Source organism: Aeromonas sp. s5 (genome assembly GCF_040907865.1).
Taxonomy (GTDB): Bacteria; Pseudomonadota; Gammaproteobacteria; order Enterobacterales; family Aeromonadaceae; genus Aeromonas; species Aeromonas dhakensis.
In genome coordinates this window covers 406,319-425,516 of sequence record NZ_JBFOCO010000033.1, presented here as the reverse complement: position 1 = coordinate 425,516, position 19,198 = coordinate 406,319, and the positions used below count along the sequence as shown (strand labels likewise).

Annotated in this window: 15 protein-coding genes; 12 read left to right on the top strand and 3 right to left on the bottom strand. The window is 63.6% G+C overall.

From position 1 onward, the window contains the following. Positions 1 to 79 precede the first annotated feature (79 nt). From AB5Y94_RS21160 to AB5Y94_RS21135, 6 genes are all read left to right on the top strand, one after another. On the top strand, positions 80 to 2,044 hold the full coding sequence (locus tag AB5Y94_RS21160; RefSeq protein WP_368206500.1) for a biotin carboxylase N-terminal domain-containing protein: 1,965 nt from the start codon (positions 80 to 82) through the stop codon (positions 2,042 to 2,044). Further along, entirely contained in the window at positions 2,041 to 3,009 is a 969-nt protein-coding gene (locus AB5Y94_RS21155) for a hydroxymethylglutaryl-CoA lyase (RefSeq protein WP_017779672.1), read from the top strand. The genes AB5Y94_RS21160 and AB5Y94_RS21155 overlap by 4 nt, the downstream gene beginning before the upstream one ends. Before the next feature lie 11 nt (positions 3,010 to 3,020). Further along, positions 3,021 to 3,443 (top strand): MerR family DNA-binding transcriptional regulator, encoded by a 423-nt coding sequence (locus tag AB5Y94_RS21150; protein ID WP_005301493.1) that lies wholly within the window; start codon positions 3,021 to 3,023, stop codon positions 3,441 to 3,443. Positions 3,444 to 3,481: 38 nt separating this feature from the next. After that, the gene (locus tag AB5Y94_RS21145; protein ID WP_010633809.1) at positions 3,482 to 4,243 is read left to right on the top strand and encodes an ABC transporter substrate-binding protein; all 762 of its coding nucleotides are present in this window, start codon (positions 3,482 to 3,484) and stop codon (positions 4,241 to 4,243) included. 48 nt (positions 4,244 to 4,291) lie between these two features. After that, positions 4,292 to 7,192 carry a DUF748 domain-containing protein gene (locus tag AB5Y94_RS21140; RefSeq protein ID WP_195878522.1) on the top strand — a complete coding sequence of 967 codons (2,901 nt, stop codon included), beginning with the start codon at positions 4,292 to 4,294 and terminating at the stop codon, positions 7,190 to 7,192. Positions 7,193 to 7,853: 661 nt separating this feature from the next. Then, a complete protein-coding gene (locus AB5Y94_RS21135; RefSeq protein WP_010633807.1) occupies positions 7,854 to 8,450 on the top strand; it encodes a GPR1/FUN34/YaaH family transporter in 597 nt (198 codons plus the stop codon). Between the two features lie 81 nt (positions 8,451 to 8,531). Here AB5Y94_RS21135 and AB5Y94_RS21130 read toward each other — a convergent pair whose 3' ends face one another. After that, the gene (locus AB5Y94_RS21130) at positions 8,532 to 9,341 is read right to left on the bottom strand and encodes a zinc-dependent peptidase (protein WP_368206499.1); all 810 of its coding nucleotides are present in this window, start codon (positions 9,339 to 9,341) and stop codon (positions 8,532 to 8,534) included. An 18-nt stretch (positions 9,342 to 9,359) separates the two neighbouring features. Beyond that, positions 9,360 to 9,797, bottom strand: coding sequence for a GNAT family N-acetyltransferase (locus AB5Y94_RS21125; protein ID WP_042051650.1), 438 nt, complete (start codon positions 9,795 to 9,797; stop codon positions 9,360 to 9,362). A 316-nt stretch (positions 9,798 to 10,113) separates the two neighbouring features. Here AB5Y94_RS21125 and AB5Y94_RS21120 point away from each other — a divergent pair, with 316 nt between their 5' ends. Continuing rightward, entirely contained in the window at positions 10,114 to 11,613 is a 1,500-nt protein-coding gene (locus tag AB5Y94_RS21120) for an alanine/glycine:cation symporter family protein (RefSeq protein ID WP_368206498.1), read from the top strand. 66 nt (positions 11,614 to 11,679) lie between these two features. Here AB5Y94_RS21120 and AB5Y94_RS21115 read toward each other — a convergent pair whose 3' ends face one another. Further along, positions 11,680 to 12,486 (bottom strand): crotonase/enoyl-CoA hydratase family protein, encoded by an 807-nt coding sequence (locus AB5Y94_RS21115; RefSeq protein ID WP_029302894.1) that lies wholly within the window; start codon positions 12,484 to 12,486, stop codon positions 11,680 to 11,682. Positions 12,487 to 12,653: 167 nt separating this feature from the next. Here AB5Y94_RS21115 and AB5Y94_RS21110 point away from each other — a divergent pair, with 167 nt between their 5' ends. The 5 genes from AB5Y94_RS21110 to AB5Y94_RS21090 all read left to right on the top strand — a co-directional run bounded on the left by AB5Y94_RS21110 (position 12,654) and on the right by AB5Y94_RS21090 (position 18,971). Further along, positions 12,654 to 14,441: a putative nucleotidyltransferase substrate binding domain-containing protein gene (locus AB5Y94_RS21110; RefSeq protein ID WP_368206497.1), complete on the top strand. Its 1,788-nt coding sequence runs from the start codon at positions 12,654 to 12,656 to the stop codon at positions 14,439 to 14,441. Positions 14,442 to 14,443: 2 nt separating this feature from the next. Then, positions 14,444 to 15,070, top strand: coding sequence for a 3'-5' exonuclease (locus tag AB5Y94_RS21105; RefSeq protein WP_368206496.1), 627 nt, complete (start codon positions 14,444 to 14,446; stop codon positions 15,068 to 15,070). Positions 15,071 to 15,179: 109 nt separating this feature from the next. After that, entirely contained in the window at positions 15,180 to 15,491 is a 312-nt protein-coding gene (locus AB5Y94_RS21100; RefSeq protein ID WP_005301514.1) for a DUF485 domain-containing protein, read from the top strand. Then, positions 15,488 to 17,143, top strand: coding sequence for a cation acetate symporter (locus tag AB5Y94_RS21095; RefSeq protein ID WP_017779662.1), 1,656 nt, complete (start codon positions 15,488 to 15,490; stop codon positions 17,141 to 17,143). Before AB5Y94_RS21100 ends, AB5Y94_RS21095 begins: the two co-directional genes overlap by 4 nt. 235 nt (positions 17,144 to 17,378) lie before the next feature. Next, positions 17,379 to 18,971, top strand: a complete 1,593-nt coding sequence (locus AB5Y94_RS21090) for an ABC-F family ATPase (RefSeq protein WP_368206495.1) — start codon at positions 17,379 to 17,381, stop codon at positions 18,969 to 18,971. The last annotated feature ends 227 nt before the right edge of the window (positions 18,972 to 19,198 follow it).

Below are 19,198 nucleotides of genomic sequence, written 5' to 3'. Positions count from 1 at the left end.
TCGCCAGCTGTGGTCAATATAACTGGAGTGTGGATCAACACGCTTCGCACTTGTGCGCCTTGAACGACAGGGAGCCAACATGACCCATCACACTCCAATTAAGCGCCTGCTGATCGCCAACCGCGGCGAAATCGCCGTGCGGATCATCAAGACCGCCCGGCGCCTCGGCATTCACACCATCGCCCTCTACTCGGACGCCGACGCCCGCGCCATGCATGTGCGCGAAGCCGACGAAGCCTGGCATCTGGGGCCAGCCCCCGCCCGGGAGAGCTACCTCGACACCGGCAAGGTGCTGAAGATTGCCAAAGAGGCGAACGCCGACGCCATCCACCCGGGTTACGGTTTCCTGTCCGAGAACAGCGACTTTGCCGCCGCCTGCGAGCAGCGGGGCTTTCGCTTCATCGGCCCAAGTGGCGCCGCCATTCTCGCCATGGGCGACAAGTCCGGCGCCAAGGCGCTGATGCAGGCCGCCGGCGTGCCGGTGCTGCCCGGTTATCACGGCGCGGATCAGCACCCAGAGTTTTTGCGCGATCAGGCGAGCCTGGTGGGCTTTCCGCTCCTTATCAAGGCGGCCAGTGGCGGCGGTGGCAAGGGAATGCGCCGGGTCGATCAGATGGCCGACTTTGACGCGGCCCTGGCGGCGGTCAAGCGGGAGGCAAGTTCTGCCTTCGGTGACGACCACGTGCTGCTGGAGCGCTATCTCGCCTGCGCCCGCCACGTGGAGGTGCAGGTGTTTGCCGATACTCTCGGCAACGCCATCTATCTGGGGGATCGGGACTGCTCGTTGCAGCGGCGCCACCAGAAGGTGATCGAGGAGGCCCCCGCCCCCGACATTCCTCCGGCGCTGCGCCGTGCCATGGGCGAGGCGGCCGTCGCCGCCGCCCGCGCCATCAAGTATCGAGGAGCCGGCACCATCGAATTTCTGCTGTGCGGGGAGGAGTTCTTCTTCATGGAGATGAACACCCGGCTGCAGGTAGAGCACCCGGTCACCGAGGCCGTCACCGGCCAGGATCTGGTGGCCTGGCAGCTGGCAGTGGCCGAAGGCAAGCCGCTGCCGCTCACCCAGGATGAAGTGGTGCTGCGCGGCCACGCGGTGGAGGCGCGCCTCTACGCCGAGGACGTGGCGGCCGGTTTTCTGCCCGCCAGCGGTCCCATCCAATGGCTCAGCTGGCCCAAAGGAGTGCGCATCGATACCGGGGTCGGCGCCGGCGATGCGGTGAGCCCCTATTACGACCCCATGATCGCCAAGCTGATCGCCCATGCACCGAGCCGCAGCGAAGCCTTTGCCAGCTTGGCCGACGCGCTGGCGGCGCTGGAGCTCGGCCCCCTGGTGCACAACGGCCCGCTCTTGCTGCGCCTGTGCGAAGAGCCAGAGGTGCTGGCGATGGGCCACCACACCCAGTGGCCCATTCCCACCGATACTCTGCCCGTTCCGGCGCTCGCCTGGCCGCTGGCCACCCTCTGGCTCGCCAGTCGCCAGCGCGATGCCTCCCCCTGGCAGCAGACAACAGGCTTTCGGCTCGGCCCCAACCGCAGCTTCAGCGCAGCGGTGCGCATCGGCGAGGAGGCCCGCGTGCTGACCCTCACCGAGCGGGCAGGCGCCCTGCTCTGGCAGGGGGAACAGATCCCGTTCGAGCTTGGGCCGGATCATGTTCGCCTGCAGCAGGCCGGCAGCTGGCAACGCTACCCGTTGCAGTCCCTCGGCGAGGGAGACTATCTGCTGCAACTGGCGGGCAGGCGCATCCGCTTCTCGGTCGATGATCAGCATCATCAGCTGCACCATGATCACCAGGTGGGCGGCGGCGCCGGCATCCTGGCCCCCATGCACGGCATCGTCGTGGCGCTGCAGGTCGAGGCCGGCCAGCCGGTCAGCAAGGGGCAGCCCCTGCTGGTGCTGGAGGCCATGAAGATGGAGCATGTCCTCAAGGCCGACCGGGATGGGGTGATCGAAGCGCTGCAGTGCCGCCAGGGCGAACAGGTGAGTCAGGGCGCCGTGCTGGTGCGCTTTGCCGAAGAGCAGACCGAGCAGGAGGTGCGCTCATGAACCGAGCACAGGAGAACCGGGACGACAAGGTCAGCCTGGTGGAGATGGGGCCGCGGGACGGACTGCAAAATGAAACTGCGACCCTCTCGCTGGTGCAGCGGCTGGAGCTCATCGCCCGGCTGGCCGAGAGCGGGCTGCAGCGCATCGAGGTGGGCGCCTTCGTCTCCCCCAAAAAGGTGCCGCAGATGGCGGATTCCGCCGCACTGTTCGACGCCCTGCCGCGCAAGGTTGCAACCCGTTACGGCGCCCTGGTGCCCAATCTGCAGGGGCTGCAGGCCGCCATCGCCGCCCGCGCCGACGAGATAGGCCTCTTCACTGCCTGCTCCGACGGCTTTACCCGGGCCAACATCGGCATCAGCGTGGAGGAGTCGCTGGTGCGCTTCGCCCCCCTGGTGCAGGAGGCGCGCAGCCTTGGCATCAAAGTGCGCGGCTACCTCTCCACCGTCATCGCCTGCCCGTTCGACGGCCCGACCCGGCCCAAGCGGGTCGCCGCCATGGCTGAGCGACTGCTGGATCTGGGCTGCCACGAGATATCCCTCGGCGACACCATAGGCGTCGGCACCCCGGGCACCGTGGCCCCCATGCTGGATGCGGTGCTGCACGAGATCCCGGCCGGCCGGCTGGCCGTCCATTTTCACGACACCTATGGCCAGGGGCTGGCCAACCTGCTGCCGGCGCTTGAGCGCGGCATCCGCACCATCGACAGCTCGGTGGCCGGGCTCGGCGGCTGCCCCTATGCCCCCGGCGCCTCCGGCAACGTCGCCTCGGAGGAGGTGGTCTACCTGCTGCACGGCCTTGGCATGAGCACAGGCGTCGATCTCGACAAGCTGGCCGCCACCGGCCAGTGGGTGAGCGAACAGCTCGGCCGCCCCAACGGCTCGCGGGTCGGCCGGGCCCTGCACGCCAACGCCGAGCGGCTGCGCACGAGGCTGTGCCAGCCATCCCCGCACTCATCCCCGCACTAAGGAGCCCCGCCATGCCCAATACCCTCGCCCACGGACTCGCCGGCAAGGAGGTGACCTACAGCATCTCCGAGCTGGCTCACGAGTTTGACATCACCCCGCGCACCATCCGCTACTACGAGGACGAGGGGCTCATCACCCCGACCCGGGAGGGGCAGACCCGCATCTACAGCCACAAGGACAAGATCCGCCTCAAGCTGACCCTGCGCGGCAAACGCCTTGGCTTCAGCCTGGCGGAGATCCGCGAGCTGTTCGACATGTATGACACCGACCGCTCCAGCAAGACCCAGCTCAACTCCATGATCCAGCTCATCGAAACCAAGCGCCACTCCCTGCGCCAGCAGCTGGAAGATATCCAGATGGTGATGGCCGAGCTGGAGGCGGCCGAGCAGCGCTGCGTAAATTCCCTTAACGGCTTGAAAACTGGCGCAGATTAACCGAATCTGGGGTTATTTACCCCCTTCCGGGAGCCCCGATGAAACGCTGGTGCTGGTTGTTGCTGCTGCTCTGCTGCGGGGCATGGGGCCACCCTGTGATCCGGGTCGGCGGCTACCCCTATGCCCCCTTTGTGATCAAGGATGCGAACGACGGCTATCACGGGCTGACCCTGGATCTTATCGCCCAGCTCAACGACATCCAGCGGGATGTGCGTTTCGTCTTCGTGCCCACCTCAGCCACTCACCGCTACCAGGCGCTGGCCCTCGGTCGTTTTTCCCTGATCATGTTTGAAGACATCCATTGGGACTGGCATGCCGATGAGGTGCTGATGACCCGTCCGCTGCTGCTGGGTGGGGAGATCTATGTTGCGCTCAAGGCGCCGGGGCGGGATCAATCCTTCTTTGACCATCTGGAGCGACGCCAGCTGATCGGGGTTAGCGGCTATCACTACGGCATCGCCGATTTCGACGCGACACCGGGCAACATGAAGCAGCGCTTCAACATCACCCTGGTCAAGGACAACGTCAGCGCCCTGCAGGGGCTGTTCAAGGGGCGCGGCGAGGTGGCCATCATCAACCTCTCCTACCTCAACGAGTTCGAGAAAGAACAGCCGGAACAGGCCGCACGACTGCTGCGATCGGACAAATGGGATCAGCAATACGCGCTGCGAGCCCTGCTCAGCCCGGATAGCAGAGTCTCGGTGCAGCAGCTGGAGCTGTGGCTGAATGCGCTTGAAAAGAGCGGAAAACTGGCAAGCCTCTGGACAAGGTACGGCGTACAGAATCAAGTGGCACCATGATAATGACCTGAAAGTTTGTTACCCTATGCGCATCAATTGGAGACCCTCATGCCCAAGCCCCCGCGTGCCCGCCTGCTGCGCTACGCTCTCTACTTCTGCGCCGCCTTGCTCTGTTCTCTGCTCATTCTGTTATGGCAAGCCCCCGCCCTCACCCAGCGCCACCTGCCGGCCTGGCTGGCCAAACACTACGGTCTGCACCTGAGCCTGGGGGAGATTGACGTCGGCCTGCGCCACCCCTCCCTCGCCATCGGCCCCACCACCCTGTTTGATGACCAGCAGCAGCCCCTCGTCGCTTTCGATCGCTTGCAGCTCACCCCCCTGATAGGGGAAAGCTGGCGCCAGCGCGCCCTGATCCTCGATGAGGCACTGCTGGTCAAGCCGACGGTGAATCTGGTGCGACTGGCGGATCGCGGCCAAGACGCTCGCTTCAACCTGACCGAGGCGCTGGCCAGCCTGCTCGCGCCGGGTGACGCCGCGACCACCGACAGCGGCGCCCCCCTGCTGGTGCAGATCAACCGGCTGGCGGCCGAGCAGGGTCACATCACCTATCAGGACAGCCGCAAGCAGAGCAGCCCCGGCTGGGTGCCCACCCTGGCCCTGAGTGGGCTCGACCTGCAATTGCCACGCTTTTCCACCGCCCCGGGCCGCGCCAACCCTTTCGTGCTCGGAGCCACCCTCAATAAGCAGAGCCCGCTCAAGGCCAGCGGTGAGCTCGACATCATGAGCGGCGCCGGCAAGGGGAAGATCAGCCTCGGAAAACTGACCCTCACCCCCTTCGCCCCGCTCTGGGCCTCCTATCTCGACGTCAAGCTGGCCAAGGGCGAGGCCAACGCCGAGCTGGCCTACCAGATAACCGAGGGCAAGCAGGGACTAGGCTGGCAGCTCTCCAAGGGCAAGCTGACCCTCAATGACTGGCAGCTTCAGCGCCGCAAGGGCGGCGAATTTGCCCGCTTCAAGCAGCTGGCGCTGACCGGCATCGCGCTCGACGGCAGCAAGCAGGCGCTGCAGATCGACCGGGTGACGCTCAAGGCCCCGACCGTCAGTGCCGTGCTCGATGCCAACCAGCAGCTGGATCTGGCGACCCTGCTGATCCCGCAGCCGCCGGTCAAAACCAGTAAAGCCGCCAAACCGGCCGCCCCTGCCAAACCCTGGCGCTGGAGCCTCAAGCAGACCCGCATCGAACAGGGCCAGCTCAAGCTGACCGAATCGAGCAGCGGCAAGCCGCTGCTGCGCGAGCTCTCCGCCCTGACGCTGGCCCTGGGTCCGCTGGGCAGTCAGAGCGGACAGAGCAGCCCGCTCACCTTGAGCGGGGCGCTCAACAACCAGGCAAAACTGGACTTTGACGGCGACCTCGCCCTGGCGCCCTTCAGCCTCAACGGCGAGATCAAGCAACAGGGTCTGCCGCTCAGCTGGGCCCAGCCCTACCTGCAGGATCTGCTGCGCATCAGTGTGCGCGACGGCCAGCTTGCCAGTCGCACCAAGCTGGCCCTGGCCACCGATGCCAAGGGGGCATTGAGCAAGCTGGAGCTGAGCGGCGGGCTCGACATCGATCGGCTCAACGTGCTGGATCGGGCCGACAACCAGCGCCTGCTGCAAATTGAGCAACTGCAACTGAGCGGCCTGCACTATGACGGCATCAGCCAGCAGGTGAAGATCGACGACATCCTGCTGCGCAAACCCTTCGCCCGCATCGAGATCAACGAGGACAGGGTCACCAACGTGCAGCAACTGCTGCTGCCGCAACCGGCCACGGCCAAGCCCGCCAGCAGCGGCCCGGCCCCCCGCGTCAGCATCGCCCAGGTACGCACCGAGCAGGGCAACCTGCGCTTTGCCGATCGCAGCCTGAGCCCGGAATTCGTGGTGGACATCGCCTCCCTCAGCGGCCAGAGTCGCCACATCAGCAATATCCCGGGCCAGCGCTCCGAGCTGGCCTTCAACGGCAAGGTGGACCGCTATGCCCCGGTAACCATTCGCGGCGGCACCAACCTGCTGATCGAGCAGCCGGTGCTGGACGTGGCCGTCACCTTCAACAACCTGGAGCTTACCACCTTCACCCCCTACTCCAGCACCTACGCCGGTTACGCCATCGACAAGGGCCAGCTCTCCATGAAGCTCAACTACCAGTTGCACGGCAACCGGCTGGAGGGGGACAACGACATCACCATCAAGAAGCTGCAACTGGGGGAAAAGGTCAAGAGCGAGCAGGCCAAGGATCTGCCGCTGGGGCTGGCGGTTGCCCTGCTGAGCGATGCCAACGGCGTCATCCAGATGAACCTGAAAGTGAAGGGCAATCTGGATCAGCCTGACTTCAGCCTCGGCAACATCTTCTGGGACGTGCTAGGCAACACCCTGCGCAAGGCGGTCACCTCCCCCTTCTCGCTGCTCGCCTCCCTCGCGGGTGGCAGCGAGGATCTGGACGAGCTGCCCTTCCTGCCTGGTGAGCCGGATCTCACCCCCACCCAGCAGGAGAAGCTGACCAAGCTGGCACAGGCCCTCAAGGACAGACCCAAGCTCAGCATGAACATTCGCGGCAAGGTCAACTTCAATGAGGAGCGCCCCATCTTGCAGCGCCAGAAGCTCGAGCGGGTGCTGGCCAAGATCACCGGCAACCCGGTGGATCTCGACCTGTTGGAGCAGGACCCCGCCATGCAATCGGCACTGGCAGAGGCCTATGAGGCCCGTTTCAACGAAGATCTCGGGGATCTGGCCGATCGGCTGAAGCTCGATGAAGCGAGTCCGGCCCTGCGCGCCCAGGCGGTGATCCTGCTGCGGGATCAGCAGCTCATCACCGCCAAGTCCCTGCGCAATCTGGCCATGCGCCGCGCCCAGAACACCAAGGAGTTTCTGGTGGACCGCCAGGGGATCGCGCCGGAGCGGCTGTTCGTGCTGGACAGCCAGGTCAAGGAGGCCGACAAGGAGGCCAAGGTGGTACTGACCCTGGACGATTGAGCCGGTGACATCAGCAGAATGAGGGGGATACCATTCCCCCTCTTCTTTGGGATTGAGCCCTCCTTTCGAGACCTGTTGCCAAGCACATGCCCCGCGTTTCTTCTTTCCCCCTTCATCCGGCCAGCCCTCTCGGCTATCCAGCAACAATCTGCGTCACTGCATAAGGCCAACTGCAGAACCCAGCCTCGCGTTCAACACTTTATCACCCCCATCCTGACCCCTTGTTTCAGATATCCACCTCGTCAGCTCACTCGCCCGGCCCAATACCCCTTGCTCAACCATGCCGAAGCCGCGGACAGGCAGTCAGGTCGTTTGTATTGAACCGGTTATTGTCGCCTCTTGTCTGATGGCATATGAGCGTATTTTTTGGACTCAGGTGTGCTCAGGCTTGGCGGTGGAAATACGGTAGACAGCGCGGCTCAGCCCATCGCCTCGAGCTGTATGAAACTTTCAGAAATGTTCAACTTAATACAACTTTTCAACCTTGCTAGCACCATTCATTCACCAGCCATCTACCTGGATCGCACGAATGGTCAGCCGGGCAAAAGATTCCGTTATTTTTTTACTGTTTCGTCCCTTCCGCCTCTTGCCCGGGGCCAAGAGCCTGCCTAAAATCGCGCGTCTTTTATCAACCCCCACCTCTATTTTTGGAGAACGCCACGTGAGCGAAAAATTGGCCAACCCTGCCCCTCTGGGTCTGATGGGTTTCGGTATGACCACCATTCTGCTGAACATCCATAACGCAGGTTTCTTCCCCATCAGCGCCATGATCCTGGCCATGGGCCTGTGCTATGGCGGTCTGGCCCAGATCATCGCCGGTATCATGGAGTACAAGCGCGGCAACACCTTCGGTGTGACTGCCTTCATCTCCTACGGCACCTTCTGGTGGAGCCTGGTGTTCCTGCTGGTGATGCCGACCATGGGTCTGGCCGAAGCCACTCCGCACGCCTACATGGGCTGGTACCTGCTGATGTGGGGCATGTTCACCCTGTTCATGCTGATCGGGACCGTCAACTACCCGCGCGTGAAGCAGTTCGTGTTCGCCTCCCTGACCGTGCTGTTCTTCCTGCTGGCCGCCCGTGACTTCACCGGCAGCACCCTGATCGGCACCATCGCCGGTTTCGAAGGCATCATTTGCGGCGCCAGCGCCATCTACCTGGCCATGGCCACCGTGCTGAACGAGCAGTTCGGCCGCACCGTGCTGCCGATCGGCGATCACAAGAAAGCCGCCGCCGTTCAGCTCAAAGCCGCTGCCTAAGCACCCGGCGACACGGCTGTCACGAAAAAGGCACCCCGCGGGGTGCCTTTTTGTTGGGCGCGATTTGCCAGGTTCACCCGACTAGCCGTGATACTCGGGCTCACCCGCCAGCAGTCGGGTCGCCGGAAAACGCGTCGCCGGCTGCTGGCCGAAGAAGCGGGTGAACTGCTCGTACACCGCCGGATAGGTGTCGCGCAGGCGCAGCGGATCGGTAAAAAAGCACTCGCTGCACACCGCCAAGAACTCGGCCGGGTGCGAGGCGGCGTAAGGGTCGATGGCGGTGGGCTCGTGGCGATCCAGCTGCGCCTGCATGGCATCGAATGCAGCCTGCAGCGCACTCGTCCACTGGCGCGGATCCATGCCTGCCGGCAGTGGCGGCGCCCCGTCGGCCTCCCCTCCCAGCATGTCGAGCTTGTGGGTCAGCTCGTGGATCACCAGATTGAAGCCGTCCCAGTCCCCGTCCTGCTGCAGCTCGCTCCAGGCCAGTACCAGCGGCCCCTGGGGCCAGGATTCGCCGGCGTTCTCCTCTTCCACCTCGCTCACCAGCCCGAACTCGTCCTGCACCTGCTGGCGGCGCACCACAGGCTCGGGGATCAGGATGATTTCGTGAAAGCCCCGATACCAGTCGAGCCCCAGATGCAGAATGGGCAGCGCCGCCTGTAGGGCCAGCACCGCCTGCTGGCGGGGGGTAAGCGTCACCCCGATCTGGGTGAGGGTCTTGCGGGCCAGCAGCTGCTGCGCCAACCCGATCAGGGTCTGCTCCTCCTCCCGGGAAAAGCCCTGCAAAATGGGCACTGCGGCCAGGGCCTGCTGCCACTCCAGGGCATCCGGCCCCTGCTCATCTTGCCGGGACGCACCACCAAACACACTTCGTAAGCGAGACCAGAACACGCAGACTCCTCTTGCTGATCAGACTGTTTTCACAAACCGTTTCGGACGCTCGACATACCCCTGCGCCAGATAGAAGCGATGGGCCCCTTCCCGCTTGAGGCTGCTGGAGAGCTCCAGCTGGCTGCACCCCCGCGCCTGTGCATGGCTCTCTGCCACGGCCAGCAGGGCGGCCCCCACTCCGCTTCCCCTTGCACCCTCATCGACAACCAGCGCCGAGATCAGGCCCCACTCTGGTGCAACGTGTAGCGGGTTCAGGCAGTGCCACACCAAGACGCCTGCGATCCCCTCATCCAGGCAGGCCACCAGCACCTCGCGGGCCGGATCCGGCGTCAGCCAGCGCTCCTCCAGCTCCTGTGGGCTGACCGGGTAGCCCAGCTGGCCAAACAAGTCGGCCATGGCGGCCACATCCCCGGCGCAGGCCGGGCGGATCACCGCCGTCTCTCTCTCTGTTTGCATCCTTGGCCTCGATTTTGCTCTGCTTCTCCCCCACGGGCATGCCGATGAAAGAGGAGATGATACCGGGTTGACACCGCATTTTGTCCAACCACATCACGATTTGTTAATGTCAATTCACAAATTAACAAGATGACAACATATTTCGCTAGGAAGCCCTTGCACAAATCGATATGTTAAAACCCGCGGACTGGCCAGTGGAAACTTCCGCCACCAACCGGCCCCCAATCATAACGAGTGACCCCTGGGTCACCTGAAATTTAAGGGAGCGGGGCAGAGACCCCGCCAACAAGACAGCACAACAAAGGAGTTGTTGTACATGAATGAGATCGTCAATGCCATCAATGGTGTGATTTGGAGCCCTGCGCTCATCTACCTGTGTCTGGGGGTAGGCCTCTACTTCTCCCTGCGCAGCCGCTTTTTGCAACTGCGTCACATCAAGGAGATGATCCGCTTGATGTTTGATGGCAAGAGCACGGATGCGGGGGTCTCCTCCTTCCAGGCGCTGGCCATGACCTTGGCCGGTCGCGTCGGTACCGGCAACATCGCCGGGGTCGCCACCGCCATCACCTTCGGTGGCCCGGGCGCCCTGTTCTGGATGTGGATGGTAGCCTTCCTCGGCGCCAGCTCCGCCTTCGTGGAGTCCACCCTGGGTCAGGTCTACAAGGAGAAGATCAACGGCGAATACCGCGGCGGCCCGGCCTTCTACATCGAGAAGGGACTTGGCATGAGCTGGTTCGCCTGGACCTTCGCCATCGCCACCATCTTCGCCTGCGGCGTGCTGCTGCCAGGGGTGCAGGCCAACTCCATCGGGGCCAGTCTGCAGACTGCATTTGATATCGATCCGAACGTCACCGCCGCCGGTCTGGCGCTGCTGCTCGGTTTCATCATCTTCGGCGGCGTCAAGCGCATCGCCAGCTTCGCCAGTACCGTGGTGCCCTTCATGGCGCTGGGCTACATCATCGTCGCCTGCGTCATCATCGCCCTCAACATCCATGCGCTGCCGGGCGTGATCCTGCTGATCTGGAAGAGCGCGTTCGGGATGGATGCCGGCTTCGGTGCCATTCTGGGCCTGGCCATCATGTGGGGGGTCAAACGCGGGGTCTACTCCAACGAAGCAGGCCAGGGTACCGGTCCGCACGCCTCCTCCGCCGCTGCGGTAAGCCACCCGGCCAAGCAGGGCCTGGTGCAGGCGTTCTCCGTCTACATCGACACCCTGTTCGTCTGTTCCGCCACCGGCTTCATGCTGCTGATCACCGGCCTCTACAACGTGCAGGGGCCGGATGGCGCGGCACTCTATACCGGCATCGCCGGCGTGGCTGCGGGCCCGGGCTATGTGCAGACCGCCATGGAGAGCATGATGCCGGGCTTTGGCAGCATGTTCGTCGCCATCGCACTGTTCTTCTTCGCGTTCACCACCATCGTCGCCTACTACTACATCGCCGAGACCAACATAGCGTTCGTCAACCGCAAGATTAACCGCCCCTGGCTCACCTTCCTGTTGAAGCTTGGTCTGATGGCGGCCATCGTCTACGGTACCGTCAAGACCGCCGATCTGGCCTGGGGCATGGGTGACATCGGGGTCGGCCTGATGGCCTGGCTCAACATCATCGCCATCCTGCTGCTGCAAAAGACCGCCTTCACCTGTCTGAAAGACTACGAGGCCCAGCAGGCCCAGGGGCTGGATCCGGTGTTCCACCCGGAGAAGCTCGGCATCAAGAACGCCGACTACTGGGCTGGCCACCGCTCCGAAGACAACCTGGAGCAGGAGCAAAGCGGTCACGCCTTCGAACCGGATCAGGATCGCAAGATCTCCTGATAGTGCACCACTCACCCAACAAAAATGGCAGCCTCGGCTGCCATTTCTTTTGTTCATTCCTGTCTCTCAGAGCGCATTGCGGCGCGGCCCGAACGGCAGGCGCCAGCGAAACAGGCTGTTGAGGGTGGCACGCCACTGATTTGGGCGTCCCAGGATCTGCTTTTGCAACCGGGTCTCCTCTTTGAGCATTGCCTCGTCGCTGCGGGCCCAGGCCTGGTTGTAGAGCTGCTTGATCCCCGCCAGCGCGTCCGGCGACTTGGTGATGAGGGTCTTCGCGAACTCCCGCGCCTGGGCCAGCGGATCGTCGCAGACCCGGCTCACCAGCCCGAGGGACTTGGCCTCCGGCGCCGGCAGCTCGCGCCCGCTCATGGCCAGCTCCATGGCGGTATCCACCCCCATCAGGTTGCGCATGGTGACGCTGCCGCTCATGTCTGGGATGATGCCCCACTTGATCTCCATCACCGAGAAGCGGCAATCGGGGGTGCTGAACCTAAAGTCGGCGCCAAGGGCGATCTGCAACCCACCGCCAAAGCAGACCCCCTGGGTCACGGCGATCACCGGCACCGGCAGCTGATGCCAGCCATAGGCCACCCGCTGGGCCAGATTGGTGGCTTCGTCCGCCTCGCGTTTCAGGATCTCGAGCGCCGCCACCGGCTGCTTGAGCATGGATTTCACATCCAGCCCGGCGCAAAAGGCCCGCCCCTCCCCGTGCAGGATCACCGCCCGCAACCCCTTGTGCTGGCGCAGCTGCTCGAGTACTCCGTCGATGGCGCTGAACATGGCCCTGTCCAGCGCATTGAGCTTGTCGCCCCGCGCCAGCATCACCTCGGCGATGCCGTCCCGGATCTCGCATTTGACCCTTGGTTTTTCCATTTTCCCCTGTCCTCTCCTGAGCTCACACTGGTCATACCACCACGTTATCAGAGTGTTATCATCAGGTACAGCGGCCCATGGGATCGGCTGGCCGTGCGACTAAAGTCGGCTGGCCGGCAGCACGCCGCTTTGTCAGACTGATTTGACGCCACCGGCCAAGGATTGCCATGACCACCCTGTTCAACTTTGCCCGTCCGCCGTTTGAGTGCCTGAGCGAGCCTGAGCGCCAACAACTGGGGCAAGCCCTCTCCATCTGCTACTTTCGCGCCGGCCAGCCGGTGTTAAAGGCCGGCGACGCCCCGCCCGGCCTCTACCTCGTCATCAAGGGGGCGGTGGAGGAGTCGACCCCCCACCATCAGTTCGGCGACTACGGTGAGGGGGACATGTTCGACGTGCGCGCCCAGTTCGACGGCCACTGTCGCCACCAGTTCAACGCGCTGGAAGATCTGCTCTGCCAGCTGATCCCCCGCGATACCTTCCTGGCCTTGTGTGAAGGCAACGACGCCTTCGCCCGCTACTTCACCGCCAGCCTGGCACAGCGGCAGCAGCTGCAGGAGCAGCGCGCCCAGCTGGGTCAGAAGAATCTGGCGGAGTTCATCCTGACCCGCATCGAACCCGGCCATCTGCAGCCAGCGCTCATCGTCGACAACCGCCTGTCGCTCCTGGCCGCCACCGAGGCCATGGTGGCCAGAGGCACCGACTGCCTGCTCTACCCCGCCACGGACGGCAGCCTGAGCCTGGCAACCCGCAAGACCCTGCTGCACGCCCTGACCCTCAAGGGATTGCCGCTGACGGCGCCGCTGGCGGTGCTGACCCCCACCCCGCTGATCGGTCTGCCACTTGACAGCTATCTGTTCGATGCCCTGCTGCTGATGACCCGCCACCGCATCAAGCGGCTGGTTGTCTGGCAGGGGCAGGAGGTGGCGGGGATCCTGCACCTGACCCAGGTGCTCGGCCTCTTCTCCACCCACTCCCACGTGCTGACCCTGCGCATCGCCCGCGCCGACACCCTGCCAGCACTGGAAGCGGTGGCCCGTGAACAGCAGCAGCTGACCCGCTCCCTGTTCGCCCAGGGGATCCACACCGCCTTCTTGATGAAGCTCATCGCCACCATCAACGAGCAGCTGATCGCCAAGGCCTTCGCGCTGGTGATCCCGCCCGAAGTACAGGAGCGGGCCTGCCTGCTGATGCTGGGCTCGGAGGGGCGCGGCGAGCAGATCCTCAAAACCGATCAGGACAATGCCCTGATCCTGCCCGCCGACCTGTCCTGGCCCACCCAGCAGGCCGATCTGGCCGCCTTCAGCGAGCTGCTGGCCAGGCTCGGCTACCCGCCCTGCCCCGGCCGGGTGATGGTCAACAACCCCGCCTGGGTCAAACCCCTCGACGGCTGGCTGCAGGAGATCGAGCGGGCCTGCGTCGAAGCCAGGGAAGAGGATCTGCTCTGGCTGGCCACCCTGGCCGACGCCCACCCCATCGCCGGCGATCGAGCCCTCCTTCCCCCCGTTGCCCGCAAGTTGCGCGAGCAGCTGGCCGAGCGGGGAGATCTGCTGGCGGAGATGGTGCGACCGGCGGTCGCCTTTCACGCCCCCCTCACCCTGTTTGGCCGGCTGGAGCGGGCACCGGAGGGGTTGGATCTGAAACGTGGCGGCCTCTTCCCGCTGGTGCACGGCATCCGCATGCTGGCGCTGGAAGCCGCCATCCTGGAGACCTCCACCCTGGGGCGCATCGAGGCGCTGGTGGCGGCAGAGCGGCTCAGCGCCAGCTTTGGCGCCGATCTGGCGGAGGCGTTCAGGTTGTTCGTGCGGCTTAGGCTGCGCAGCCAGCTCAAGGAGGGGGAGAGCCGGGTGCAGGTCAATGACCTTAGCCATGGCGAGCGGGACCTGCTGCGCCAGGCGCTGCATCAGGTGAAGAAATTCCAGCAGTGGCTCACCTTGCACTTTCGTCTGAGGCAATAGCCGTGTTGAGCCGCCTGCGTCGTCACTGGCTTGGCCGCCGCTTTCACGCCTCGGCGTTCGCGCCGCTCTTTGCCGCCCCCCCGCCCGACGAGTGGGTGGCCCTCGACTTCGAGACCACCAGCCTGGATCCCGACCGGGCCGAGATCGTCGCCATCGGGGCGGTATGCATTCGGGGCAACCGGCTGCTGACCGGCGAAGCGCTCTCCCTGCGGGTGTTGCCACCCGGCAACCTCACCGCCGAGTCGGTGGTGATCCACGGTCTGCGCCATCAGGATCTGCAACAGGGCATGCCGCTGAAAGCCGCGCTGCATCAGCTGCTTGCCTTCATCGGCCCCCGTGAACTGGTGGGGTATCACATCGCCTATGATCTGCGCATCCTCAACCTGGCCTGCCGCAAGTTGTGGGGGTTGACCCTGGCGCAGCGAGGCATAGAAGTGAGCCGGCTCTATCACGATCACCTCTATCGCCGCTATCCTGAGGCCGTCATCGATCTTCATCTCGCGGCGATCTGCCGCCATCTGGCGCTTCCCCCCCTGCCCGCCCACGACGCCCTCAGCGACGCCATCACCGCGGCCCTCATCTTCTTGCGCCTCACCCGGGGCGGCCCACTGGCTTATCCCAAAGTCTAATTGTCCACAAATAACATTTGATTCACATTTTGATTACATGGGCAGCTTAGGCTACCCGGTAGGGAACCCCCTCATCCACCGCTGACACTCAACGTCATGGAGCACTGCAATGGAACAGCAACCGTATCTTCGGATCCAGCAAGATCCCAACTTCCAGGCGCTGGTCGCCAAGCGCCAGCGTTTTGCCTGGTCCCTCTCCATCCTGATGCTGGGGCTCTACCTGGCGTTCATCCTGCTCATCGCCTTTGCCCCCGGCTGGCTGGGCACCCCCTTGAGCGAAGGATCTTCCGTCACCCGCGGCATCCCGGTCGGAATAGGTCTCATCCTGTCCGCCTTCGTGCTGACCGGTGTCTACGTGTTTCGGGCCAACGGCGAGTTTGACGAACTGAACCAGAAGATCCTCAAGGGAGTGAAATCATGAAAGGCAAGTTTCTGCTGCTGCCGGCCCTGCTGGCATCGTTCCCCCTGCTGGCAGCCGATGCGCTGACCGGCGAAGTGCATCGCCAGCCCCTCAACATCCCGGCCATCATCATGTTCGTGGTCTTCGTGGCGGCGACCCTGTTCATCACCTACTGGGCCTCCAAGCGCAACCGCTCGGCCGCCGACTACTACGCCGCCGGCGGGCGCATCACCGGCTTCCAGAACGGTCTGGCCATCGCCGGTGACTACATGTCCGCCGCCTCCTTCCTCGGCATCTCGGCGCTGGTCTACACCTCTGGCTACGACGGTCTCATCTACTCCATCGGCTTTCTGGTGGGCTGGCCCATCATCCTGTTCCTGATCGCCGAACGGCTGCGCAACCTCGGCAAGTACACCTTTGCCGACGTAGCCTCCTATCGCCTCAAGCAGACCGAGGTGCGCACCCTCTCCGCCAGCGGCTCGCTGGTGGTGGTCGCCCTCTACCTGATCGCTCAGATGGTCGGTGCCGGCAAGCTCATCGAGCTGCTGTTCGGCCTGCAATACCACGTGGCCGTGGTGCTGGTCGGCATCCTGATGGTGCTCTACGTACTGTTTGGCGGCATGCTGGCCACCACCTGGGTGCAGATCATCAAGGCGGTGATGCTGCTCTCCGGTGCCAGCTTCATGGCCATCATGGTGATGAAGTCGGTCAACTTCGACATCGGCACCCTGTTCAGTGAAGCGGTCAAGGTGCACGAGAAGGGCATCGCCATCATGAGCCCGGGCGGCCTGGTCGCCGATCCCATCTCCGCCATCTCGCTGGGTCTCGCCCTGATGTTCGGTACCGCCGGCCTGCCCCACATCCTGATGCGCTTCTTCACCGTGAGTGACGCCAAGGAAGCGCGCAAGAGCGTGTTCTATGCCACCGGCTTTATCGGCTACTTCTACATCCTGACCTTCATCATCGGCTTTGGCGCCATCCTGTTGGTCAGCACCAACCCGGACTTCAAGGACGCCACCGGCGCCCTGCTGGGCGGCACCAACATGGCCGCCATCCACCTGGCCGATGCGGTGGGTGGCAGCCTGTTCCTGGGCTTCATCTCCGCCGTGGCGTTTGCCACCATCCTGGCGGTGGTGGCCGGGCTGACCCTGGCCGGTGCCTCTGCGGTCTCCCACGACCTCTACGCCAGCGTCATCAAGAAGGGCAAGGCCAACGAAGCCGACGAGCTGCGCGTCTCCAAGCTCACCACCATAGTGCTGGGTGTGGTGGCCATCGGGCTGGGGATCCTGTTCGAGAAGCAGAACATCGCCTTCATGGTGGGACTGGCCTTCTCCATCGCCGCCAGCTGCAACTTCCCGGTGCTGTTCCTCTCCATGTTCTGGTCACGCCTGACCACCCGCGGCGCCGTCTATGGCGGCTGGCTGGGGCTGGTGAGCGCAGTCAGCCTGATGATCCTGGGCCCGACCGTGTGGGTGAAGGTGCTGGGTCACGCCCAGGCCATCTTCCCCTACGAGTACCCCGCCCTCTTCTCAATGGGGCTGGCGTTTGTCGGGATCTGGTTCTTCTCGGTGACCGACAAGTCACAAAATGCCGCCGACGAGCACGCCAAGTTCTTCCCGCAGTTCGTCCGCTCCCAGACCGGGCTTGGCGCCGCCAGCGCCAGCTCCCACTGAGCCTTCCATTGACAGTTGCAAGCCGGCCTCAGGGCCGGCTTTTTTCATGCCTACAGGCTACGGTTAGCGCCCGTTGCAGTCCGATCGACGCGGCCATGGCCGCCAGGGTGCGCGACCGCACAGCACCACCATCCCAATCCCCCCTGCAATAGGTCTAGATCACAGTTCTTGCTAAAACTTTCGGGGGATCTGTGCCATAATGCGCGCCATTTGACAGATCAACCGGGACATTCCAGTGCTTTCAAGCAACAACATCACCATGCAGTTCGGCGCCAAGCCGCTGTTTGAGAACATCAGCGTCAAGTTTGGCGGCGGCAACCGCTACGGCCTCATCGGCGCCAACGGCTGTGGCAAGTCCACCTTCATGAAGATCCTCGGCGGCGATCTGGAGCCCACTGGCGGCAATGTGAGCCTGGACGTCAACGAGCGGATCGGTAAGCTGCGTCAGGATCAGTTCGCCTACGAAGAGATGCGCGTGCTGGACGTGGTCATGATGGGTCACACCGAGCTGTGGGCCGCCATCGCCGAGCGCGATGCCATCTACGCCAACCTGGAAGCGACCGACGACGACTACATGAAGGCCGCCGAGCTGGAAGGCCTGGTCGCCGAGTATGACGGCTACACCGCCGAAGCCCGTGCAGGCGAGCTGCTGCTGGGTGCCGGCATTCCCATCGAGCAGCACAACGGCCCGATGAGCGAAGTGGCGCCGGGCTGGAAACTGCGGGTGTTGCTGGCACAGGCGCTGTTCTCCAACCCCGATATCCTGCTGCTGGACGAACCGACCAACAACCTGGACATCAACACCATTCGCTGGCTGGAACAGGTGCTCAACGATCGCGAGAGCACCATGATCATCATCTCTCACGACCGTCACTTCCTGAACTCCGTCTGCACCCACATGGCGGATCTGGACTACGGCGAGCTGCGCGTCTACCCGGGCAACTACGACGAATACATGACCGCCGCTACCCAGGCCCGTGAACGCCTGCTGGCCGACAACGCCAAGAAGAAGGCCCAGATCGCCGATCTGCAATCCTTCGTCTCCCGTTTCAGCGCCAACGCCTCCAAGTCCAGCCAGGCCACCTCTCGCCTCAAGCAGATCGACAAGATCAAGATTGAGGAAGTGAAGGTTTCCAGCCGCCAGAACCCCTTCATCCGCTTCGAGCAGGAGAAGAAGCTCTACCGCAACATCATGGAGATCGAAGGCGTTTCCAAGGGTTATGGCGACGGTCCCCTGTTCAAGGGCCTCAACATGATGCTGGAAGTGGGCGAGAAGGTCGCCATTCTGGGTACCAACGGGATCGGTAAATCCACCCTGATCAAGACGCTCGTTGGGGCACTGGCACCGGATACCGGCACCATCAAGTGGTCCGAAAACGCCCAGATCGGCTACTACGCCCAGGATCACGCCGAGGACTTCGACACCGACCTCAACGTGTTCGACTGGATGGCCCAGTGGAAACAGGAGAACGAAGATGAGCAGGCCGTACGCTCCGTGCTGGGCCGTCTGCTGTTCTCCCAGGACGACATCAAGAAGCCGGTCAAGGTGCTCTCCGGTGGTGAACAGGGCCGCATGCTGTTCGGCAAGCTGATGATGCAGCGCCCCAACATCCTGATCATGGATGAACCGACCAACCACCTGGACATGGAATCTATCGAATCCTTGAACCTGGCGCTGGAGATGTACAAGGGCACCCTGATCTTCGTCTCCCACGACCGTGAGTTTGTCTCCTCCCTGGCGACCCGCATCCTGGAGCTGACCGAAAACGGCATCCGCGATTTCGGCGGTACCTACGAGGATTACCTGCGCACTCAGGGCGTGGTATAACCCCCCTGCCCGCATATCCCGTCAATGAAAACCGGCACCTGAGTGCCGGTTTTTTTATGCCTGTTGGCAAGGCTCCCTCTTGGGATGCAGACCAGAAGAGCCAAGGGTTTGGCTCCCGCTGCTTATCTTCGGCCAGGCAGCTTATTTCGGTCAGAAGGGGCAGCACATCCCGCCCCTTCTGCCGCGTGCAGATAAAAAAACGGCCCCATCAAGGGGCCGTTCTCATA